Origin of the sequence: Longimonas halophila, from assembly GCF_002554705.1 — a bacterium.
GTDB lineage: Bacteria > Bacteroidota > Rhodothermia > Rhodothermales > Salinibacteraceae > Longimonas > Longimonas halophila.
Window position 1 is genome coordinate 1 of the sequence record NZ_PDEP01000008.1, and the last position, 22449, is coordinate 22449.

The following is a 22449-nucleotide window of genomic DNA, read 5'->3' on the forward strand; positions in this document are numbered from 1 at the left end:
GGCGACAACGCAACGTTTACGGTGAAGCTGATCCAGCCGGTTGCGCTGGAGGAGGGCCTGCGGTTTGCGATCCGCGAAGGCGGGCACACCGTGGGCGCCGGCGTCGTTACCGAAATCCTTGACTAACAACAAATTGTAAGATCACCGGACCTGCTTCTTAGCGAGCAGGTCCGACACACGGGCGTAGCTCAATTTGGCAGAGCAGCGGTCTCCAAAACCGCCGGTTGCGGGTTCAAGTCCTGCCGCCCGTGCAACGAGCGTTTTTCTCATCAAGAGTGCTGCCAGTTGTGCAGCGCGCTTCCAGGCCCCCGCATGTTATGACGTGGCTTCGCGAGTACATCCAAGAGGTGATTGCCGAAATGCGTAAGGTGAGCTGGCCCAGCCGCGACGAGCTCGTTAGCAGCACGCTCATTACGCTTCTTGGAACCGTTATGATATCAGGCTTCATCTTTGTAGCCGATCAGGTTGTGAGCACCATCATGGGGTTCATCTACTAATCGGATCACGAACTGGATGTGCATTTCAGCACGCGTCCTGCGCATCCGACCGACCAGTCCTTGCCCCACTCTCTCTTGCTCTCGCCCCTTACCTCTACCAGCCCCCATGTCAAGCGGAAACGGCATAAAGAAATGGTTTGTGCTACGGACCTTCTCCGGGCACGAAAAAAAAGTACGCCGTTTTCTGGAAAGCGAGCTGGAGCGTCTGGATATGGAGGACCTCGTTGACGAGGTCCTCATCCCGACTGAAACCGTATTCGAGATGCGCGGCGGAAAGAAGAAGACCAAAGAGAAGACGTTCTTCCCGGGCTATATTCTGCTGCATGCCGTTATGAACGAGCAGTTGCAGCATACTGTGTCTGGGTTGCCCTCTGTTATCGGATTCCTGACATCGGGAACCGGTGACGATCCAACGCCGCTCCGTCCAGATGAGGTGCAGCGCATTCTTGGCCGCATGGATCGCGCCGATGCGATGGGCGAGCAGCCTGAGATTCCCTTTAAGGTGGGCGACCCGGTAAAGGTTGTTGATGGACCCTTCGACAGCTTTAATGGGTTTGTTGAAGAAGTCTACCCCGAAAAAATGAAAGTCCGTGTGATGGTGTCCATCTTCGGGCGTAAGACACCTGTTGAGCTTGACTACCTGCAGGTTGAGCACGAAGAGTGACAGTGCCAAATATGATAAGCGGCGCTGGTAAAGCACCTGGTATCGTGCTCCACGCCTGAGAATCCCACAAGGCCCCGCCTCCTCTTGGGTGGATAGGGCCTTTTTCGATGTACATTGCTCCGTTACCTCCACTAACGAAACAGCGGGAGCCCAAACGGGCGTCTGAACCGCGTACCGACCTATGGCAAAGCAAGTAAACACGCAAATTAAGCTCCAGATTAAAGCCGGACAGGCGAACCCGGCTCCGCCCATTGGCCCTGCACTGGGGCAGCATGGCGTAAACATCATGGAGTTCTGCAAGAAGTTTAACGCCGAGACGCAGGACCAGATGGGTCTTCTGCTCCCGGTTGTCATTACGGTGTACGCCGACCGCTCATTTGACTTCATCGTCAAGAGCCCTCCCGCTTCGGTTTTGCTGAAGCAGGTAGCGGGGATTGAGAGTGGCGCGGGCGACCCGCTCCGCCAGAAGGTGGCCACCGTGTCGTGGGACGACTGCCGCGATATTGCCGAGCGTAAGATGGAAGACTTGAACGCGCATAGCATTGAGCAGGGTGCTCATATGATTGCGGGAACGGCGCGCTCTATGGGCATCAAGGTAAGCGACAAGCCCGAAGGGTAACCCCAGAAGCCAGCTACCCTCCACTGATCTCTACGAACAGCGCGGGAGTCTGCCCCTGGCAGGCGCTTGTACCGCACAACCTACCGACTTATGGCAAAAAAAGGAAAACGATACGCCGACGCTGAAACCCTCCTTGAGGAGGCATCGAGCCCATCTACGCTTGAGGAAGCAGCGGGCTTGGCGAAGAAGACAGCAACGGCCAGCTTCGACGAATCCATTGATCTGGACCTGCGCTTGGGCGTAGACCCACGCCATGCCGACCAGATGGTGCGAGGAGCTGTTGTGCTCCCGCACGGCACAGGCAAAGAAACCACGGTGCTCGTGCTTGCCAACGAGAGCAAACAGGCCGAAGCCGAAGAAGCCGGGGCCGACTACGTAGGACTTGAGGAATACGTGGATCGCATCCAGAATGATAACTGGCTCGACTTCGACGTGGTTATTGCCACGCCCGATGTGATGGCCCAAGTGGGACGTCTGGGGCGTATTCTCGGGCCGCGCGGCCTGATGCCAAACCCCAAAAGCGGGACGGTCACGATGAACGTGGCCGAAACCGTTGAAGAGGTGAAGTCAGGAAAGATTGAGTTCCGTGTTGACAAGCATGGTAACATGCACACGGCCATTGGCAAGGCCTCATTTTCGGCTGAGGAGCTCGCCGATAATGCGCGGGCTTTCTTGAAGGAAGTGGTGCGCCTGCGCCCGGTCTCCTCCAAAGGGATATACCTGCGCTCAATCACCCTTTCTGCCACCATGGGTCCTCCTGTATCGGTCGACCGTAGCACAGTGCTCACGGAAACGCGTTAACCACGCTGCGCCACCTGCACACGGCGCCGTATGCCCTTGTGCGCCCTCCCGTACTCCTCCGTTTCGACCCTCCCTCCGATATGCCTCTGACGCGTGCCAAAAAGGCTGAGATCATTGACGATCTCACCGAACAGTTTGAATCCTCCTCGATCATCTACCTGACGAACTTCTCGGGCCTTACCGTAGCAGAGACCAACGAACTGCGGGCCCGTTTTCGCGAGGCCGATGTCGAGTACACCGTTTGCAAAAACACGCTGGCTCAGCTGGCCATCGACCGGATCGACAATACCGACATTGAGGTGCTCTCGGAGCACTTTAGCGGTCCTACCGCCGTTGCATTCAGCAACGACCCGGCGAAGCCTGCGCGTGTCATTCAAGACTTTCTTGAAGACAATGAAAGCGAGCGCCCCGAGCTGAAGATTGCATACATTGAAGGTGATCTTTACGACGGGCCTGATGCGCTTGATGCATTGGCCGACCTGAAGTCGCGCGAAGAGCTGATTGGCGACATCATCGGTCTGATGCTTGCGCCGGCACAGAACATCACTGGTGCTCTTAATGCCCCGGCCAGTACGCTGGCGGGCGCTATCCAGAGCATCGCTGACGGCGACGACGACGCGTAAACATCGCGTTGTAGGCCGCCTGGTAGGCTCCTACGAGGAGCTTACCCTTTTGAGAGTGCCCTGTGCACTCTCTCCTATCGTACTCTCCCTTAATGAGCAGCGCAGTGCCCTCCTTAGACCGGGTGCACAGACCGCTGCAGGACACCAACTTACCTATGGCAGACATTAAAGAAATCGCAGAACAGCTTGTAGGGCTTACCATTCAGGAAGCCAGCGAGCTTGCCAACTACCTTGAAGAAGAATACGACATCAAGCCGGCTTCGGCAGGTGTGGCTGTAGCAGCCCCCGGTGCCGCTGGTGGCGAAGGCGACGGCGCTGAAGAGAAGACGGAGTTCGACGTGGTACTGACGGGCGTGAGCGGCAATAAGATTGCTGTGATCAAGGAAGTCCGTTCTATCACTGGGCTCGGGCTTAAAGAAGCCAAGGCCGTTGTCGACGAAGCGCCCAGCCCTGTTAAGGAAGGCGTTTCGCGCGAAGATGCTGATGAACTGAAAGCACAGCTCGAAGAAGCCGGTGGCGAAGTCGAGCTTAAGTAAGGCAATGTCACGGCACCAGGGTTTGTTGCCCTGTTAGCCGTGTGCAAAGCAAAACATATGCCCAAGGGCCGACCTCTGTCTGCAGGGGTGGGCCCTTGTTCGTATGCGACAGGCGCTCTTTCCGAGTAAATCTGTCAGTAAAGCCAGATGACAACAAGGCCATACATAGTAGGCCATAGTAGAAAGTTGAGTGCTGCCGATGATGCCGTCTTTGGGCCAAGTTCAGTAAAATACTCGCACCGCGAAACAACGTTATTCAGCATCGGTATTCATCTTTGCTGTGATTCGCGAACCCCGCCTGTGCGATGACGCTCAATATGTTATTGCGTAGGGCTTCCTGCGAACGAACGCCCCCTGGCATTGAAGCATCTGTCGCGACTACCCCCGGTTTCCATTCGCTCCGATTCTATTCTGCATGCGGATGAGAACACCCTCATCTCTGCTTCACCCCCAACGTGTGCGTCGTTCTTTGTAGAGCCGCCTGCTTTGTGGAGCCATACTCACAGAGCTGATTAACGGCTCACACCGGCTCCCTGGAGCTGTGCCCGCACGCACGGGTCGCACGCTTGCGCGTATTCCCCAACTGTTTAAGGAGTTATTCCGCCTATGCCCACGCTGCTCAGCGGTGACATTGTTACTAATGGTCACCTGCAAGACCCGCCCGAACGAGAATCCTTTGCCCGGATCCCCACGGTTTGGGACTATCCGGACTTTCTGGACATTCAACTCAAGTCGTTTCACGACTTTGTGCAAGACGACGTACCTCCAGAAGACCGGGAGGACGACGAGGGGCTTCAAGCGGTGTTCAACGAGCACTTCCCGATTCAAGACAGTCGCGAGCGCTACACGCTTGAGTTTGTCAACTACGGGCTCGATGCGCCGAAGCACACCATTGAGGAGTGCATTGCGCAAGGCCTCACCTTTTCGGTTCCGCTGAAGGCGACGCTCCGCCTTTCGAGCAAGGAAGAGGATGGCGATGATGAAGCCATCGAGGCTATCGAGCAAGAGGTGTACCTCGGTACGCTTCCGTTTATGACCGACCGCGGTACGTTCATCGTGAACGGCGCGGAACGCGTGATCGTTGCGCAGTTGCACCGGAGCCCCGGCCTGTTTTTTGGCACCGACACGCACTCGAACGGTACGCAACTGTTCTCCGCCCGTGTAATTCCATTTCGCGGTTCGTGGATGGAGTTCGCAACCGACATTCGGAACGTGCTGTGGGCCTACATCGACCGGAAGAAGAAAGTGCCCGTCACCACGCTCCTGCGTGCGCTCGGCGTCTCCTCCGACGACGAAATTATCAACCTGTTCGATCTCGCTGACACAGTAGAGGTCGACAGCCAGGAAGCCTTCAATGAGTATGTAGACCGCGAGCTTGCGACCTCCGTCATTGTGGAGCGCAAGGTCGAAATTGTTGACGAAGACACCGGCGAGGTCGTCGAGGAGGAAGTTGAGCGCGAGGTGATTCTGCCGGCTGAGCACATGCTGGAAGAAGAGGACTGGGAGACGCTCAGCGAGCATGACATCGAGCGCATGTATCTCGTACGCGAGAATCGCGGCGAGGACGAGCTCGACATGAGAACGCTCGTTGAGACCCTCAAAAAAGACGCGACGCACAACGAGGAAGAGGCGCTCCGTGAGATCTACCGCCAACTGCGCGGCTCGGAAGCCCCCGACCTCGACTCCGCTCGCAATGCACTGGATCGCCTGTTCTTCTCCGACAAACGTTACGACCTGGGCGATGTGGGACGCCACCGTATCAACAGCCGCCTGCAGATCGATGTGGATCCCGACACCACGGTGCTCACCCGCGACGATGTGGTGGGCATTGTGCAGGAACTCATTCGCCTGAAGAATGGACAGGTTACGCCCGACGACATTGATCACCTGAGCAATCGCCGTGTGAAAACGGTGGGCGAGCAGCTCGGGTCGCAGTTCTCGCTGGGCCTGGCTCGCATGTCCCGCACCATTAAGGAGCGCATGAATCTGCGGGATGCCGACAAGTTTACTCCGCAAGACCTGGTAAATGCACGGACCATTTCGAGCGTGATCAACACGTTCTTTGGGACGAACCAGCTAAGCCAGTTCATGGACCAGACAAATCCGCTGGCTGAACTGACAAACAAGCGCCGCCTCTCGGCCCTTGGTCCGGGTGGGCTGACACGTGAGCGCGCCGGGTTTGAGGTGCGCGACGTACACTACACGCACTACGGGCGCCTCTGCCCAATTGAGACGCCAGAAGGCCCGAACATTGGCCTGATTTCATCGCTCTGCGTGCATGGCGTCATCAACGAGTTCGGCTTCATCGAAACGCCGTACCGCGTCGTGAAAGATGGCGTGGTGACAGAAGAAGTTGAGTACCTGGCTGCTGATCAGGAAGACCGTCACATTATTGCACAGGCCAACGCGCCGATTGACGAAGACGGCAACTTCCAGACCGATCAGGTCACGTGCCGCCACCAGGGCGACTTCCCCATTGTACCGCCCAAAGAGGTCGAGTACATGGACGTAGCGCCAAACCAGATTGTCTCGCCCTCGGCCAGTCTTGTGCCGTTCCTTTCGCACGACGATGCCAACCGTGCGCTTATGGGATCGAACATGCAGCGCCAGGGTGTGCCCCTGCTGCGTAGTGATTCGCCCATTGTGGGTACTGGACTTGAAGGCCGCGCCGCGAAAGATTCGCGTGCTGTCATTGTGGCTGAAGGCAAAGGCGAAGTCGAGTATGTGGATGCCGAGCGCATCGTCGTCCGCTACGAAGAAGACGCCGAAAAAGATGATCTGACCTTTGGAGATCCGGTGCGCGAGTACAAGCTCGTGAAGTTCCGCCGCACCAACCAAGACACCTGCATGAACCAGAAACCGATCGTGCAGGTCGGCGACAAGGTCGAAGACGGTACGGTGATGACGGAAGGATTCGCCACCGAGAAAGGCGAGCTGGCCCTCGGCAAGAACGTGCTCTGCGCGTTTATGCCGTGGCACGGCTACAACTTTGAGGATGCCATCGTGATTAGCGAGCGCCTCGTGGCCGACGACGTGTACACCTCGGTCCACATCGAGGAGTTTGAGCACGAAGTGCGTGACACGAAGCGCGGTGAAGAAGAGCTGACGCGCGAGATTCCGAACGTCTCGGAGGAAGCCACGAAGGACCTTGACGAACGCGGTATTATTCGCGTGGGGGCCGAGGTGAATCCGGGCGACATCATTGTAGGCAAGATTACACCGAAGGGTGAAACCGATCCTACGCCCGAAGAGAAACTGCTGCGTGCGATCTTTGGCGACAAAGCGGGCGACGTGAAAGACGCCTCGCTGAAGGCCAAGCCGGGCATGGACGGTGTGGTGATTGACACGAAGCTGTTCAGTCGCCGCCAGCTCGATCCCGCCTCCAAGAAGATGGAGGAGAAGCGTCTTGAAGCGATCGAAGAAACCCACGTGCGTGAGGTTGCTGATCTCGACAAGCGGTTCTGGGATAAGTTCTTCAACCTGGTGGGCGGAGAAACCTCCGGCGTCATCAAAGACCGCGACGGCAACGACATTCTGCCTGAAGGAGCCGAACTTACGCGCTCGGCGCTCGACAGCGCAGAGCCGCAGGACCTGAGCACCAAGGCGCAGTTTACCACCGACGACGACCTTAACGAGAAGGTGGCTACGCTCCTGCGCAACTACAAAGTGCGCCGCCGCGAGATCGACGGCAAGGAGAAGCGCGAGAAGCACCAGGTCGAGATGGGCGACGAACTGCCCGCCGGCATTGTGCAGATGGCCAAGGTGTATGTGGCACGCAAGCGTAAAATCTCAGTCGGCGACAAGATGGCGGGCCGCCACGGCAACAAGGGCGTGATTGCCAAAATTGTACCGGTCGAAGACATGCCGCATCTGGACGATGGTACGCCCGTCGACATTGTGCTGAACCCGCTGGGTGTGCCCTCGCGGATGAACCTCGGCCAAATCTACGAAACCCTTCTTGGCTGGGCGGGCGACAAGCTCGGTAAGAAGTTTGCCACGCCGATCTTTGACGGGGCCACGATGGACGACATCGCGGATAAGCTCGAAGAAGCCGGCCTCCCACGCGATGGCAAGGCCCAACTCATTGACGGCCAAACGGGCGAACCCTTCGATGAGAAGACAACCGTGGGCCAGATCTACATGATGAAGCTGAGCCACCTGATTGATGACAAGATGCACGCGCGCTCCATCGGGCCGTACAGCCTGATTACGCAGCAGCCGCTGGGTGGTAAGGCGCAGTTTGGCGGTCAGCGCTTGGGCGAAATGGAGGTGTGGGCGCTGTATGCCTACGGAGCCTCCCATACGCTGCAAGAAATGCTGACGTACAAGTCGGACGATGTGCAAGGCCGTTCGCGTGCCTACGAGTCGATCGTGAAAGGCAAGAACATGCCGTCGCCCAGCGTGCCAGAAAGCTTCAACGTACTGGTACGCGAGCTGCAAGGTCTGGGGCTGGAGGTCAACCTCGACTAACGCGTTATCTGCACACGTACCTGAGCGCCCACGGGGCTGCACCGTGGGCGCCGGTGCACAGGCATTCCGTGCCGAGCGGTTGCACGGGCCGCTCTCTGCCACTCTCAAATAGCACACTGCTACATGCCTTACGGAAACTCAAAAAACATCGAAAAGGACTTCAACAAGATCTCGATCAACTTGTCGTCTCCAGAAGACATTCTGGAACGCTCGTATGGCGAGGTACTGAAGCCGGAAACGATTAACTACCGGTCGTTCAAGCCGGAAATGGGCGGGCTCTTCTGCGAGAAGATCTTTGGGCCCGTCAAAGACTACGAATGCCACTGCGGCAAGTACAAGCGCATCCGCTACAAGGGGATTATCTGCGACCGCTGTGGCGTAGAGGTCACGCGCAAGGCCGTCCGCCGCGAACGCATGGGCCACATCAAGCTCAGCGTACCCGTGGTGCACATCTGGTACTTCAAGACGCTGCCGAACAAGATCGGCCACCTGCTGGGCCTCAAGTCGAAGGACCTGGAGAAGGTCATCTACTACGAGCAGTACATCGTTATCCAGCCCGGTACGGCCAAGCGCCTGGGTGTGGAGCAGAACCAACTGCTCACGGAAGAGGAATACTTCAACATCCTCTACCAGATTCGGGAAGACAACAACCGTCTCCCCGACGACGACCCCGAGAAGTTCCTGGCCATGATCGGTGGGGAAGCGGTCGAAACGATGCTGAAGCGTCTGGAGCTGGAGAAGCTCGCGCAGGAACTGCGCTACCAGGTGAAAACCGAAACCAGCCAGCAGCGCAAAGCCAAAGCGCTGAAGCGCCTGAACGTGGTGCAAGGCTTCATCGATGCCAACAAGCGCACCGAAAACCGCCCCGAGTGGATGGTGATGCGCGTGATCCCGGTCATTCCGCCGGAGCTGCGCCCGCTCGTCCCGCTCGATGGCGGACGCTTTGCCACGTCGGATCTGAACGACCTGTACCGGCGCGTTATCATCCGCAATAACCGTCTGAAACGCCTCATTGACATCAAAGCGCCCGAGGTGATCCTGCGGAACGAGAAGCGTATGCTGCAGGAGGCAGTCGACTCGCTCTTCGACAACAGCCGCAAATCGAATTCGGTGCGCGGCTCCTCAAACCGTCCGCTGAAGAGCCTTTCGGACATGCTGAAAGGCAAGCAGGGGCGCTTCCGTCAGAACCTGCTTGGCAAGCGCGTCGACTACTCGGGCCGTTCGGTGATTGTGATTGGTCCCGACCTGGAACTGCACCAGTGCGGCATCCCCAAAGAGATGGCCGTGGAGCTCTTCAAGCCGTTCATCATTCGCCGCCTCATCGAGCGCGGAATCGTGAAGACGGTGAAGAGCGCCAAGAAGTACGTCGAGAAACGCACGGCTGCCGTGTGGGACATCCTGGAGAAAGTGATCCAGGGCCGCCCGGTCATGCTGAACCGTGCGCCCACGCTGCACCGCCTCGGCATCCAGGCGTTTCAGCCGGTGCTTACCGAGGGTAAAGCCATCCAGCTGCACCCGCTGGTCTGTACCGCGTACAACGCCGACTTCGATGGCGACCAGATGGCGGTTCACGTGCCGCTCTCGCACGAGGCGTGCCTGGAAGCCATGGTGCTCATGCTGAGTAGCCATAACATCCTGAGTCCGGCCAACGGCTCGCCGCTGACCGTGCCCACGCAGGACATGATCCTGGGCCTCTACTACATGACGAAGGCCAAAAACGGCGAGAAAGGCGAAGGCCGCCGCTTTGCCTCGGTCGACGAGGTGCGCCAGGCCTTTGACCAGGGCATCGTGGCCACGCATGCCAAGATCGAGCTGCGTGATCCTGACGACCCGAGCACCATTCTCAACACGACAGTTGGGCGCACGCTCTTCAACGAGATTGTGCCCGACGGCGTGCCGTTCGTGAACGAGGTGCTCACGAAGAAAAACATGCGCCCGATCATCTCGCGCATTCTGAAAACGGTTGGATTCAAGGAAACGTCCCAGTTCCTGGATGCGATGAAGCGCATGGGATACGGACGCTCCACCACATCCGGCATTACGTTCTCGCTCGCCGACATTGTGGTGCCGGACAAGAAGGAAGAACTCGTCGAAGAAGCCAATGCGGAGGTCGACAAGATCCAGTCGAACTACGAAATGGGCTTCACGACCGACAACGAGCGTTACAACCAGGTCATTGACATCTGGACGCAGACCAACAACCAGGTGTCTGAGGTGCTCTTCCAGACGCTGAAAGAACACCGCGAAGGCTTTAACGCCATCTATATGATGGCCGACTCCGGTGCGCGTGGCTCGAAAGAGCAGATCCGTCAGTTGGGCGGGATGCGTGGTCTGATGGCCAAGCCGCAGAAAAACGTCGGGGAAGGCGGCGGCGAGATCATCGAGAACCCGATCCTCTCCAACTTTAAGGAAGGCCTGTCGGTGCTGGAATACTTCATCAGCACGCACGGCGCGCGTAAGGGACTGGCCGACACGGCTCTGAAGACCGCCGATGCGGGCTACCTGACGCGCCGCCTGGTTGATGTCTCGCAAGACGTGACGATTAACGAGCACGACTGCGGCACGCTGCGCGGCATTACAGTGTCCGCCCTGACCGACAACGAAGAGGTGGTGGTTCCGCTTAGCAAGCGCATCCTGGGCCGCGTTACGGTGCACGATGTGTACGACCCACAGACCGACGACCTCATCGTGGGCGCCAACGAGCTCATTGATGAAGAGGTGGCCCAGCATATTGCCGAGACGTCGATCGAAGAGATCGAAATTCGGTCGGTGCTCACCTGCGAATCCCGCCGCGGCGTATGTACGCTGTGTTACGGGCGCAACCTGGGCACAAACCGCATGGTCGAGGTGGGCGAATCGGTGGGCGTCGTTGCGGCGCAGTCGATTGGCGAGCCCGGCACGCAGCTTACACTTCGTACCTTCCACATCGGGGGCGCCGCCAGCGCGGTCGCATCCGAAAGCACCATGCAGACGAAGTCGGCGGGTACGCTCGCCTTCCAGAACCTGCGCACGGTGATGTACGAAGACACCGACGGACCGAAAGAAATCGTGCTCACACGCCAGGGCGAAATCTCGGTCCTCGACGATGAAGGCCGTGAGCTCAACAGCCAGGTCGTGCCGTACGGCGCTGAACTGCTGGTGCAAGAAGGCGACTCGGTTGACAAGGGCGATGTGCTCGCCTCATGGGATCCCTACAACAGCGTTATCCTCTCCGAGGTCGACGGCGAGGTGGTCTTCGAAGACATGATCGAAGGCACCACCTACAAGGAAGAAACGGACGAGCAAACCGGCCACCGGGAGAAAGTGATTACCGAAAGCCGGAAACGCACGCTGACCCCTGCAGTGCGAGTGCGCGTGGACGAAGACGATGTCCGCGAGTACAACATGCCTACACAGGCGCGCATCCAGGTGGACGAAGGCGACTCGGTGCAGGCCGGTAAGGTGCTGGCCAAGATTCCGCGCCAAACGGTGAAGCAGAGCGACATTACCGGTGGTCTGCCCCGTGTTACCGAACTGTTCGAGGCGCGCACGCCCTCGGATCCGGCGGCAGTCAGCGAGATCGACGGCATCGTTAGCTTTGGCGACCGCAAGCGTGGTAAGCAAGAAGTCATCATCTCCAGCCGCGAAGACGAGATGACGAAGACCTACATGGTCTCGCTCTCGAAGCACATGCTGGTGCACGAAAACGACTTCGTACAGGCGGGCGATCAGCTCTGCGACGGAACGATTGCGCCGCACGACATCCTCAAGATTAAGGGCCCGCGGGCCGTGCAAGAGTACCTGCTGAACGAGATTCAGGAGGTCTACCGCCTGCAGGGCGTCGAGATTGACGACAAGCACATTGAGGTCGTCGTACGCCAGATGATGAAGCGCGTCAGCATTGTGGAAACAGGCGATACGCACTTCCTCGAAGAGGATGTGGTCGACCGCCACAAGATGGCGCGCGTCAACGATGACTTGCATGACAAGTTTGTCGTGACCGACCCGAGCAGCTCCGACAGCGTCAAGATTGGCGAAGTTGTGAGCCGCCGCCGCTTGCGCGAGATCAACTCGCAGCTCAAGCGCAACGACGAGCCCGAGATTCAGGTGCGCGAAGCGCGCCCAGCCGTTGGGCGTCCGGTGCTCCTGGGTATCACCAAGGCCGCACTGGCCACCGACTCGTTCATCTCGGCCGCGTCGTTCCAGGAGACGACCAAGGTGCTTACCAACTCGGCCATCCGCGCCGAAGAGGATCCGCTGCACGGTCTGAAAGAGAACGTCGTGGTGGGGCATCCCATCCCGGCGGGAACCGGCCAGCACGAGTACCGCGACATCGTGGTCGGCTCGAAGTCGGAGCTCGAAGAGCTTCAGGCAGCCATTGGCGGCAACGGAGCCGCAGGCGATGGCGCGCCCTCGAAAGAAGAGCTGGAGTCGTCGGTGAAGCAGTAACCCACGACATCCCACAACACACCTAAATCGCGCCCTGCGGCCGCTATGGCAGCAGGGCGTGTTTTTTTGTTTGCCCGTCCGATTGCGGCCGGAGATGTTCGTAAGGGCGCTTCCAGCACCGAAAGCATTCGGCCCACGTTCTCCGGCTACCGAAGGGATTCAATACGGGTCATTCCGGAGCACAACAGGCATGACCCTTCGGGCCCCTCTGCCCCGTTTGTACGTAAGAAATAACGAATGCCCGGATTGAACGGAACGCATAACTCCTTTTTTTGAGGATACGTAGCATAACGCCCCACCCCTATGCTCTACACCAAGCTTGCAATCGGTGGCGCGCTGGCCGTGAGCATCGCCGTGGTCGTGTACAAAATGCGCTGGCTCACCAAAGCAGGCGCCGGGCTTGGAGGCGCACTGGGCGCGCACGTTGTTCTCGTTGGAGGCACAGCCTGTGCGCTCCCCCTGGCCGCGTTCGTGGTCTCGGGTAGCCTGCTGGCCCGTCTGGAGGGGCCGTCCAACGAAACGACGCCGCCTCGCACAGCAGTGCAGGTGCTCGCCAATGGTGGTGTGGCGTGGGGGGCCCTTGCCGCGCTGCCCTACACCGACGACATGGTGGCCTACCTGGCGTTCACGGGCGCACTGGCCACCGCCACCGCCGACACCTGGGGCACCGAAATTGGGACGCGCTGGCACGGACAGGCATGGTCGCTCGCTACGGGGCGCTGGGTGAAAGCCGGTGCGTCGGGGGCCATTTCGGTCACAGGCACCGCAGCCGGCGTCGTGGGGGCAAGCGTCATCGCCGCTCTGGCTGCAGGCGTCGGCCCGCTCTCGTGGAGCATGGCCGGATGTGTGGCTGCAAGCGGGGTAGTCGGAAGCCTCGTGGATAGCATGCTCGGCGCGTTCGTTCAGGCGCAGTACACAACGCCCGGCGACACGACACTGCATGACACACCGGCCGCGGCATCCGACACACCGGCGCGTGGATTTCGCCTGCTCACCAACAGCGGCGTCAACGCACTGGCCACGCTGGCAGGCAGCGCCCTCGCTATCAGCAGCACAGAGTGGCTGTTTTGACACGAGTTCGCATCTCGCGTTGCAAAACACCGCAGGACCCCTTGTTTCCGGGACGCAGGCTCCTTTTCTTGTGTTGATCCATGAGTGCCCAACACCTTTCCCCACTACCTTCCACCGCAACCTACGCATCCCCTATGCCCTGGTATCGCAAGCTGCATTGGCAAATTATCATTGGTCTTCTGCTCGGACTGGCCTACGGCGTTGTGGGGGCTGCGCAAGGCTGGCAGCAGTTTACGGCGTACTGGATCGCGCCATTCGGCACCATCTTTCTGAACCTGCTCAAGCTCATTGCGGTGCCGCTGATTCTGGCCTCGCTGGTGGTGGGCATTTCCTCACTGGCCGATCTGAACAAGCTCTCGCGCATCGGCGGCAAGACCATCGGGCTCTATCTGATTACAACCGTCATTGCACTGCTGGTGGGGCTGACCCTCGTCAACACGCTGAATCCGGGCGGCTCGGTGCCCCCTGAGATGCAAACCCAGCTCGAAGAAACCTACCGCGACGACGTGGGCGAGCGCGAAGCCTTTGCCGAAGACGCCGCCGACCGTGGTCCGCTGCAGCCCATCGTTGACATGGTGCCTGCCAACTTCTTCAACTCCGCCTCCGACAACGGCAACATGCTGCAAGTGGTGTTCGTGGCGTTCCTGATTGGGATTGGGCTGCTTCTCATCCCGGGTGAAAAGGCGCAGCCACTCATCGACGTGTTCGACAGCCTCAACACACTTATTATCAAGGTGGTGGGGCTTATCATGCTTACCGCACCGGTGGGCGTGTTCGGGCTACTGGCGGATGCAATTGTATCGATCGCCGCCGACAGCCCGGCGCAGCTTGGGGCGCTGCTGGGCGCGCTCGGCTACTACTGCTTAACGGTGGTGCTGGGCCTGGCCGTGATGGTGTTCATCGTCTATCCGCTGTTCATCACGTTCTTCACGCGCAAAAGCGTGCCTGAGTACTTTAAGGCCATTGCTCCCGCCCAACTGGTCGCGTTCTCGACTTCATCCAGCGGCGCCACACTGCCGGTTACGATGGAGGTGAGCGAGAAGAATCTGGGCGTATCGAAAGAGATCTCGTCGTTTGTGCTGCCCCTGGGGGCGACCATCAACATGGATGGCACCGCGCTCTATCAGGCCGTCGCGGCGGTGTTCATTGCGCAAGTGTTGGGCCTGGATCTTACGATGGTGCAGCAGCTCAACATTGTTCTGATCGCCGTGCTGGCGTCGATTGGCACCGCGGGCGTGCCCAGCGCGGGCATCGTCATGCTCGTCGTCATTCTGGAATCAGTTGGTGTGCCCAGTGCGGGCATTGCACTCATTCTGGGGGTCGACCGTCCGCTCGACATGCTGCGCACAGCCAACAACATCACGGGCGATACGATGGTCGCTTCCGTCGTGGCCGAGAGCGAAAATGCACTTCGCGACGTGGAGGATGCAATGCAGGTCGGAACGAACGGAGCCGGTACGCTGGAAACAGCAACTCCAGAAGCAGCCTCGGGCTCAGAGGCATAACCTGCACTGCTGTCCCCTGACGTTGACGATGCATCAGGGGCATCAGGGGGAGGCGGAGCGTTGCATCCCCCTGATGCTGAACGCATCGTTGCTGCTACTGTGCTTTGTCCAACGCCCTCCTGTGGATGCACTGGATTGACGGCCTCATCATTGCGCTCTACCTGATTGGCGCGCTGGCGCTGGGGGCCTACCTGTCGCGACGCGCCTCGCAGTCGGTCGAAGACTTCTTCATTTCGGGGCGCTCGCTGCCGTGGTGGCTGGCTGGCACGTCGATGGCCGCCACCACGTTCTCGATTGACACGCCGCTCTACGTGGCAGGGGTCGTGGGCGAGCGGGGGATTGCAGGCAACTGGGAGTGGTGGGCCTTCGGGGTGGGCCATGTGGCGCTCATCTACGTGTTTGCGCGACTCTGGCGGCGCAGCGCGGTCGTGACCGATGCCGAACTCATCGAGATGCGCTACAGCGGGCGTCCGGCTGCGGTGTTGCGGGTCGTGAAGGCGTTTCTGTTTGCGGTGCCCATTAACTGCATCGGGATTGGCTACATCATGCTGGCGGCGCTGAAGGTGATGGAGGCGCTCTCGTTTTGGTCGCTCCTCGGCATCCCCACGGGCGGCACGGTGCTGGGCCTGGACCCGAAGATGCTGTCGGTGCTGGTGCTGCTTGTGTTTGTGCTGCTGTACGCGGGCCTGTCGGGCCTGTGGGGCGTGGTGGCTACCGACTTCGTGCAGTTTGTGCTGGCTCTGATTGGAGCGGTGCTCGTGGCCTGGTTCGCGATTCGAAGCCCCGAGGTGGGCGGGCTCAGCGGACTCGTGACCCAGGCCCAGGCGGCCACCGACTTTGACGTGCTGGCGTTTGTGCCGTTTGAGATTGGCTGGGACGACGGGCTGCGCATTGGGTGGAGCGCGTTTGCGGGGATTTCGGCGTCCACCTTCTTTGCGTATGCTTTTGTGCAGTGGTGGACGTTCCGGCGCTCCGATGGGGGCGGCGAGTTCATTCAGCGCCTGGTGGCCTCGCGCGATGAGCAGCATGCCGAGTGGGCGGCCTGGCTCTTCAACATCTTGCACTACGTCATTCGCACCTGGCCGTGGGTGCTGGTAGCGCTGGCGGCGCTCGTGGTGTATCCCGACCTTGAGGACCCCGAGATGGGCTACCCGAAGCTCATGCTCGACTACCTGCCGGTGGGCGTGCTTGGGCTGGCGGTGGCCTCGCTCCTGGCGGCGTTTATGAGCACTGTATCCACCCAGATTAACTGGGGCGCCTCGTACCTCACGCACGACGTGTACGCCCGCTTTGTGCGTCCAGAGGCCACGCAAGATGAACTGGTGCTGGCCGGACGCGCCGCCTCGTTGCTCATTGCCACAATCGGGGCCGTCGCTGCGTTTTTCTCGGAGAGCGTAGCCACCATCTTCCGGCTCGTCATTGCCATTGGCACCGGGCCTGGCGTGGTGCTCATTCTGCGCTGGTTCTGGTGGCGCATTAACGCGTGGGCCGAGCTGTCGGCCATGTGCGCGGGCTTTCTGATTGGACTGACCACCACGCTCTATCCCGGCGCAATCATCGACGACTTTGGGCTGCGCTTGGGTGCCATTACCGTGCTTACGGGCATCGTGTGGATCAGTGTGATGTACGCCACGAAGCCTGAATCGGCCAAGACCCTGCGGCGCTTCTACCGCATGGCGCGTCCAGGCGGACCCGGGTGGGCGCGGCAGCGGGCCGAAACGGGGGTGGCCCCGGCGGCCTCGCTGTCACGCAGCATCTGGAGCACGGTGGCGGCGGTGGGTCTACTCTTCGGCACTATGTTCGCAACCGGCGGTGCGCTGCTGCTGCGTCCGGCTGTGGCTGTGGGATGCAGTAGCGTTGCGCTGGTATCGGGATATGCGTTGTACCGGCTGCGCCAGGGGGCAGCTCCCATCATCGAAAGCGAGGAAGCCCCTTCGGCCTCCCCCTGAACCAGTCGCGCCGCAATAAAGAACAGGCTTTGCACACTCGAATGCAGGTGTGGGGAAACACCCATTTTGGCACGTAGGTTTGACTTACGCTACTTACCCACGGGCCCACGCAAACTCCATGTCTACCATTGATGACCTCCCGCTTTTTCCGCTCGGTCTGGTACTGTACCCGCATGAACAGGTGCCGCTGCACATCTTCGAAGAGCGCTACAAAGACCTGATGGCGTTTTGCACAACGCACGACGCGCCCTTCGGCGTGGTGCTGGCCGAGGAGGGGTCTATTGCCTCGGTAGGGTGTACCGCGCACATCCAGCGTATTTTGAAGCGGTACGAGAACGGGAGCGCTGATCTGATTGCCAAGGGGCAGGAGCGGTTTCGCATCGAGGAAGTGTTTGACGACCGCGCCTCGTATTACACGGCCGACGTGACCCTTATTGCAGATACCTCGGACGAGGTCGATCCGTCGTTGCGTGAGCGCATGATCACCCAGCACATGAAACTGCTCGAACTGGCCGGGCGCACTGTGCGGCCAGGGCTTTACCAAACCGACCGGCCGCTCTCGTTTGTGCTGGCGCAGAACGCGGGGCTGTCGCTGGAGCAGAAGCAAGAGGTGCTGCAACTGCGTACCGAGCTTGAACGCGTGAACTATCTGGTAGAGCACTTCGGAACGCTCATCCCGCAAGTCGAACAGCAGGAAGACCTGCAGCGCCGCGTGAAGTCGAATGGGCACTTCAAAGACTTTCCGCCCGAGGATGTGTAGGTTGCATGCGTCGCGATCTTGTGCAGCAGCCCACACCGTCCTATGATCGAATGCGGACCCTACACGCTCCACCAACTCGAAACGGGCACCTTTAAGCTCGACGGCGGCGCCATGTTCGGCATTGTGCCTAAGCCGCTGTGGGACGAGCGCATTCCCGCCGACGATCAAAATCGTATCGAACTGGCCATGCGCTGCCTGTTGATACAGGGCAACGACCGCTGCATCCTGGTGGATACCGGCATCGGCGATACGTTCTCGGAAAAAGAGCAGTCCATCTTCGGGATCGACCACTCAGTGCACACGCTTGCGGATAGCCTCAACGCGGCAGGCGTGGTGCCGTCGGAGGTGACCGACGTGGTGTTTACGCACCTGCACTTTGATCATAGTGGAGGCGCGGTCGTTCGCCATAACGATGAGGTGGTGCCGCGCTTCCCCGAGGCTACGCATCACGTGCAGGCCAGACATTGGGAGGCGGCGCGGGCTCCGAATCCCAAAGAAAAAAACTCATTTCGCACCGCTATTCTCGACCCCCTGGCCGACCAGGTGGCGTGGACATTCCATGAGGGCGCAGGCACGCTGATGCCGGGCATCGACTTGCGGTGTGTCGACGGCCACACCACCGCGCAGCAACTGGTGAAGGTGAGTGGCCCCGAGGCAACCTATGTGTTTGTAGCCGACCTACTCCCCACACATCACCATGCCGGGGCCGCCTGGACGATGGCGTACGACATTGCTCCCCTGCAGACGATTGATGAAAAGGCAAGATTCTTGCGGGATGCAGAAGCGCACGGGTGGACACTACTCTTTGAACATGACCCCATCGTTGTGCAGGGACATGCGCACGCCTCCGATCGTGGATGGCGCATTGTACCCGCCGGTTCTTCCTAACCCGACCCCCGCCTCCTATGGCCAATTATCCCGATGCCGATGCGCTGCACCGCGTGCTCAGCGAGATTATACACGACGTAAATAATCCCCTCTCCATCATTCACGGGAATGCTCAGTTTCTAATTGAGGTTGCCAAAGAAGAAGGCGATGACAGTCCGGTGCAAGAAGCGCTTCGAGACATTCACGATGCAACGAACCAGCTCTCGAAACGACTGGAGCGGCTTGAAGACCTTCGGGACGAGCTGGAGGGAGAGTAAACGCTGGCAATCTTACATGTTGAGCCTTGCGAGCATCGCAGAAAGGCCATATGTAAAACCCGTACAAAACCTCGACTCCCGGTCGTCTGGATCCGGCATAAGAAGGTCCAGCGCTTGCCCCTTCCAGGGCATCAGCCGGTAAGCAAAAGCGACACAGCCGGTTATAGTGAGCATGGATGCCTGTGCGGGGCGGGCCGATGCATCGACACGCTGCTGTGCAAAAGGATATGCAACGCATAGCCACAACGCCCCGTCTTGCTTTTAAGGGATGCATTGCCTACCCTCATAAGCACGCTGTTCTTTGTCATCCACCTGCGGTCTATCGATACAAACTGATACGCTCTTTTTTCGACGTGCACTGCCCACAGGCAGCCGTCGTTTTCCGTACATCGATAACGCAGTTAGCTCGCACTCATGACTTTGACTTACCCTCACCGACCCCTCCGGCAGTGGATTGGCTTTGCTGGAACCGCGCTCCTTCTATTCATGCTTACAACGGCCGCCCATGCCCAGCTGGGGCAGTCGTCAGCGCTGTTTCTGCGCATTGAGCCCGACAGCCGAGGGGCAGGCATGGGGAATACCGGCGTAGCTCTGGCCGACAATGCCAACGCTATGTTTTGGAACCCGGCTGGCCTGGGGTTTCAAGAAAACTCACAGGTAGGAATTACGCACGCCAATTGGCTCCCCGAGTTTGACGCTGGGCTCTTCTATGAGTATCTGGTGGGGACCTACCACGTAGACGGCGTGGGCACCTTTGGGGGGAACGTCATCTTTCTGAACCTGGGCGAACTCGAGGTGATCGACGGCAGCGGCAACCGCGTACGCTTCGATAACACGTTCGAAATGGCAACCGGCCTGTCGTACGGACGCCGCCTCAGTGAAACGTTTAGCATCGGCGGCGGCGCTCGTTTTGTCTACTCAAAACTGTCCGATAGCGATGGCGACGTAGAGAGCGGCACGGCCACCACCGGCACGTTCGACCTGTCTGCGCTCTATCGCAGTCGTCCGTTTGGCCTCTTTGGCGTGCCCACCACGTTCTCGGGGGGTGCCAATCTTGCCAACATGGGGACGTACATCCGCTACTCCGAGGAGAAACAGGCCATTCCCACCAACCTGCGCTTTGGGTACGCCTTTACGTTCGACTTCGACGAGTACAACAGCCTCACCGTCACGAACGACTTCAACAAAGAGCTGGTGAGCGTCGACTCTACCGGCGCCAATCCCGACCCGTTCTACCAGTCGATCTTTAACTCGTGGAGTTCACGCCCGGGCGAAGTAGGCCCCGATGGCGAAGCTTCGGAGCTGGGCGTCGTCGACCAATTCACCGTGGGGAGCGGACTTGAGTACTGGTACGCCGATCTCTTTGCGCTGCGCACCGGCTACTTCTACGAGCACCCTGACAACGGCAACCGTCAGTTCCTCACCTTCGGGGCTGGCGTACGCTGGAATATCGTGGGCATCGACTTCTCGTACCTCTACACGCTCGAAGAAGACAATCCGCTCTCCGACACCCTGCGGTTTAGCCTGCTGCTCTCCTTTCAGTAGCACGGCGCATAACTCCTTTTAGGGCGGATACGGAAGTGTGTCCTTGAAATATATGGCTGCTCCTCAAGCGTGAAACGCATCGCTTGGGAGCAGCTTTTTTTTGTAGAGGTATAGGCCGCTAACAGTCCGTGAAGTGCCTCGCAGTGTGCACGTTTGCATGCGTCGCTGGTATATGGAAAAGCGAACAGGTGAACCACCCATCCAGTCGCCTCTCCAGTCCAGAATCTGCTCGGTGCAGGGGGAAAGCAGAGCCTCCTGGTTAGGGCGTCACGAGGCGGGTATCTGTTTAGCCCTCTCGTCACATGGTACAACAGGCATGGCCTTCGGCCCCTCCGCCGTGTGACGCAGGCTGTTCAGGGGCACAAAAAGTATGACCCTTCGGGCCCCTCTGCCCCGCTAACGTAGCCCAGACACCGCCCGGGACGTCCTTCCGACCGCTGTCGGAATACCAGTCCCGGGCTACAAGTCGCTAAACACGTACCGAGGCGGAGCCTCGCGCCGAGTTGCGTATGTCTACCACCATGTTGCAACCCGCTGTAATAAGCCAAACAAAAAAGCGCGGAGCCTCCATGTGTGGGCTCCGCGCTTTCGTGTGTAAGGGGCAACAGACGGTGACAGCGTCACATGCTACTCGACCGTCGAGAGCGACGTGCCATACTCTGCGTTGATTGCTTCAATCGTTGTGTTGGCCACAATCCGGTGCGTGGCGCTGTTCGGGTGGATGCCGTCAAGCGAAAAGGCGGTGCCGAAGAAGTCCCCACTGGGATCCGAAAAGTTCGGAAACGGCGGGATGGCGCCGCTTTCACGCAACTCATTCAGCGTCGGGTTGATGGGCTGATAGACCCAGCCGCGCGCATCGGCCTCGCTCTGGATGAAGCTGTTGTAGGCGTCTACGCGGCTTTGTACCAGGGCCACTTCTTCCCCAGAAAGCACGCGTTCGTCGGTGGCACAGTTCAGCGTCACATCCGCGCCTTCAAGCGCACGGGCCAGCAGTTCAGAAAGTCCGTAGTTAGCAGGCACCAACGTGGTAGTGCCCTGCTGGCTGGGGGCACAGCTGGCATCAACACTGAATGATCCCCAGGCCGGACTCTGACTGCTCCCAACGGCGTTTATCTGGTTTTCGGCAGCCGCATAAGCCGCCCCAGCAGAGAAGTGCGGAATCAGCGTGATGTCGCTCACGCCGAAGAGCACACCGCCTTGCGCGCCGGCCCCTTCGAGTGCATTCAGCGCTTCGGTATAGCGTGCCTCAAAGTTGCTCACAGAGGTGACCGTTTCAGGGGTAACGACACCTGCAAAGGCCGCGTTGAGCACATCGTTGTTGCCCGTCCAGATGGTCACAAATGTGGGTTCGGCTTCGACTGCGGCTTCCACCTGTGTGCGCCCGCCCAAGAACAGTTGGGTTAGCACGTTGGCATTGTTTCTCGGGGCGTTGTTGTCAAGAAGATCAACGACGGCGGAGCCCGGTACGGCCACATTATTCAGGCGCACCGGGGGAGCTTGGCGCAGTCCACACGGTGTGCTACTTGCGCGTTCACCGGTTATAGCATTGGTAAGAGGAGGCGGGCAGCCATCGCCAGCCAGCAGGGGGCTGTTGAAGGGCGTGCCCATCTGTTCGGCCAGCAACACCGGGTAGGCATCCTGCTGCGTGGTAGCGTTGATGCCGCTGGACTGTAAGCCCGCCGTAATGCTGTTGCCCAGTGATACGTAGCGGGCAAACAGGTCGTCTTCAACGGGTGGAGGCGTAAGCGAATCGTCATCGCATCCAGCAAGCAGGAGAACGCTTGCAATCAAGAGCGCAGACAGCAGCGCGGAAAGTCGTGTTCGGAATGTGTACAT

General features: G+C 59.4%; 17 protein-coding genes and 1 tRNA gene. 17 read left to right on the top strand and 1 reads right to left on the bottom strand.

Features of this window, described 5'->3' with window-relative positions; all coding sequences use genetic code 11:
* The 17 genes from CRI93_RS09205 to porV all read left to right on the top strand — a co-directional run.
* The coding region (locus CRI93_RS09205; RefSeq protein WP_483869238.1) for an EF-Tu C-terminal domain-related protein at positions 1-126 on the top strand (126 nt) is incomplete at its 5' end.
* Positions 127-177: 51 nt separating this feature from the next.
* Positions 178-251: transfer RNA gene (locus tag CRI93_RS09210), tRNA-Trp, on the top strand.
* Positions 252-317: 66 nt separating this feature from the next.
* Positions 318-497: a preprotein translocase subunit SecE gene (secE, locus tag CRI93_RS09215; RefSeq protein WP_098062345.1), complete on the top strand. Its 180-nt coding sequence runs from the start codon at positions 318-320 to the stop codon at positions 495-497.
* 106 nt (positions 498-603) lie between these two features.
* Positions 604-1161: a transcription termination/antitermination protein NusG gene (nusG, locus tag CRI93_RS09220; protein WP_098062346.1), complete on the top strand. Its 558-nt coding sequence runs from the start codon at positions 604-606 to the stop codon at positions 1159-1161.
* Positions 1162-1342: 181 nt separating this feature from the next.
* Entirely contained in the window at positions 1343-1780 is a 438-nt protein-coding gene (rplK, locus tag CRI93_RS09225; protein ID WP_098062347.1) for a 50S ribosomal protein L11, read from the top strand.
* Positions 1781-1870: 90 nt separating this feature from the next.
* Entirely contained in the window at positions 1871-2581 is a 711-nt protein-coding gene (gene rplA / locus CRI93_RS09230) for a 50S ribosomal protein L1 (RefSeq protein ID WP_098062348.1), read from the top strand.
* A gap of 80 nt (positions 2582-2661) precedes the next feature.
* Positions 2662-3204, top strand: a complete 543-nt coding sequence (rplJ, locus tag CRI93_RS09235) for a 50S ribosomal protein L10 (RefSeq protein WP_098062349.1) — start codon at positions 2662-2664, stop codon at positions 3202-3204.
* A gap of 155 nt (positions 3205-3359) precedes the next feature.
* On the top strand, positions 3360-3740 hold the full coding sequence (rplL, locus tag CRI93_RS09240) for a 50S ribosomal protein L7/L12 (protein ID WP_098062350.1): 381 nt from the start codon (positions 3360-3362) through the stop codon (positions 3738-3740).
* A 606-nt stretch (positions 3741-4346) separates the two neighbouring features.
* Positions 4347-8210 (top strand): DNA-directed RNA polymerase subunit beta, encoded by a 3864-nt coding sequence (gene rpoB / locus CRI93_RS09245; protein WP_098062351.1) that lies wholly within the window; start codon positions 4347-4349, stop codon positions 8208-8210.
* A 123-nt stretch (positions 8211-8333) separates the two neighbouring features.
* Positions 8334-12638: a DNA-directed RNA polymerase subunit beta' gene (rpoC, locus tag CRI93_RS09250; protein WP_098062352.1), complete on the top strand. Its 4305-nt coding sequence runs from the start codon at positions 8334-8336 to the stop codon at positions 12636-12638.
* Between the two features lie 303 nt (positions 12639-12941).
* Positions 12942-13709 carry a DUF92 domain-containing protein gene (locus tag CRI93_RS09255; protein ID WP_098062353.1) on the top strand — a complete coding sequence of 256 codons (768 nt, stop codon included), beginning with the start codon at positions 12942-12944 and terminating at the stop codon, positions 13707-13709.
* Positions 13710-13843: 134 nt separating this feature from the next.
* Positions 13844-15214 (top strand): dicarboxylate/amino acid:cation symporter, encoded by a 1371-nt coding sequence (locus CRI93_RS09260; protein ID WP_098062354.1) that lies wholly within the window; start codon positions 13844-13846, stop codon positions 15212-15214.
* A 125-nt stretch (positions 15215-15339) separates the two neighbouring features.
* Positions 15340-17163: a sodium:solute symporter family protein gene (locus tag CRI93_RS09265; protein ID WP_098062355.1), complete on the top strand. Its 1824-nt coding sequence runs from the start codon at positions 15340-15342 to the stop codon at positions 17161-17163.
* Between the two features lie 118 nt (positions 17164-17281).
* Positions 17282-17923 carry an LON peptidase substrate-binding domain-containing protein gene (locus CRI93_RS09270; protein WP_098062356.1) on the top strand — a complete coding sequence of 214 codons (642 nt, stop codon included), beginning with the start codon at positions 17282-17284 and terminating at the stop codon, positions 17921-17923.
* A gap of 42 nt (positions 17924-17965) precedes the next feature.
* The gene (locus CRI93_RS09275) at positions 17966-18811 is read left to right on the top strand and encodes an MBL fold metallo-hydrolase (protein ID WP_098062357.1); all 846 of its coding nucleotides are present in this window, start codon (positions 17966-17968) and stop codon (positions 18809-18811) included.
* A 17-nt stretch (positions 18812-18828) separates the two neighbouring features.
* A complete protein-coding gene (locus CRI93_RS09280) occupies positions 18829-19068 on the top strand; it encodes a histidine kinase dimerization/phospho-acceptor domain-containing protein (protein ID WP_176521810.1) in 240 nt (79 codons plus the stop codon).
* A 486-nt stretch (positions 19069-19554) separates the two neighbouring features.
* Positions 19555-20613, top strand: a complete 1059-nt coding sequence (porV, locus tag CRI93_RS09285; RefSeq protein ID WP_098062359.1) for a type IX secretion system outer membrane channel protein PorV — start codon at positions 19555-19557, stop codon at positions 20611-20613.
* Between the two features lie 627 nt (positions 20614-21240).
* Here porV and CRI93_RS09290 read toward each other — a convergent pair.
* Positions 21241-22449 (bottom strand): SGNH/GDSL hydrolase family protein, encoded by a 1209-nt coding sequence (locus CRI93_RS09290; protein ID WP_098062360.1) that lies wholly within the window; start codon positions 22447-22449, stop codon positions 21241-21243.

What these genes read in the sequence shown, in the direction of transcription:
- secE (WP_098062345.1), top strand. Translation starts at nt 318, where the DNA reads ATGACGTGGCTTCGCGAGTACATCCAAGAGGTGATTGCCGAAATGCGT.
- nusG (WP_098062346.1), top strand. Translation starts at nt 604, where the DNA reads ATGTCAAGCGGAAACGGCATAAAGAAATGGTTTGTGCTACGGACCTTC.
- rplK (WP_098062347.1), top strand. Translation starts at nt 1,343, where the DNA reads ATGGCAAAGCAAGTAAACACGCAAATTAAGCTCCAGATTAAAGCCGGA.
- rplA (WP_098062348.1), top strand. Translation starts at nt 1,871, where the DNA reads ATGGCAAAAAAAGGAAAACGATACGCCGACGCTGAAACCCTCCTTGAG.
- rplJ (WP_098062349.1), top strand. Translation starts at nt 2,662, where the DNA reads ATGCCTCTGACGCGTGCCAAAAAGGCTGAGATCATTGACGATCTCACC.
- rplL (WP_098062350.1), top strand. Translation starts at nt 3,360, where the DNA reads ATGGCAGACATTAAAGAAATCGCAGAACAGCTTGTAGGGCTTACCATT.
- rpoB (WP_098062351.1), top strand. Translation starts at nt 4,347, where the DNA reads ATGCCCACGCTGCTCAGCGGTGACATTGTTACTAATGGTCACCTGCAA.
- rpoC (WP_098062352.1), top strand. Translation starts at nt 8,334, where the DNA reads ATGCCTTACGGAAACTCAAAAAACATCGAAAAGGACTTCAACAAGATC.
- CRI93_RS09255 (WP_098062353.1), top strand. Translation starts at nt 12,942, where the DNA reads ATGCTCTACACCAAGCTTGCAATCGGTGGCGCGCTGGCCGTGAGCATC.
- CRI93_RS09260 (WP_098062354.1), top strand. Translation starts at nt 13,844, where the DNA reads ATGCCCTGGTATCGCAAGCTGCATTGGCAAATTATCATTGGTCTTCTG.
- CRI93_RS09265 (WP_098062355.1), top strand. Translation starts at nt 15,340, where the DNA reads ATGCACTGGATTGACGGCCTCATCATTGCGCTCTACCTGATTGGCGCG.
- CRI93_RS09270 (WP_098062356.1), top strand. Translation starts at nt 17,282, where the DNA reads ATGTCTACCATTGATGACCTCCCGCTTTTTCCGCTCGGTCTGGTACTG.
- CRI93_RS09275 (WP_098062357.1), top strand. Translation starts at nt 17,966, where the DNA reads ATGATCGAATGCGGACCCTACACGCTCCACCAACTCGAAACGGGCACC.
- CRI93_RS09280 (WP_176521810.1), top strand. Translation starts at nt 18,829, where the DNA reads ATGGCCAATTATCCCGATGCCGATGCGCTGCACCGCGTGCTCAGCGAG.
- porV (WP_098062359.1), top strand. Translation starts at nt 19,555, where the DNA reads ATGCTTACAACGGCCGCCCATGCCCAGCTGGGGCAGTCGTCAGCGCTG.
- CRI93_RS09290 (WP_098062360.1), bottom strand. Translation starts at nt 22,449, where the DNA reads ATGTACACATTCCGAACACGACTTTCCGCGCTGCTGTCTGCGCTCTTG.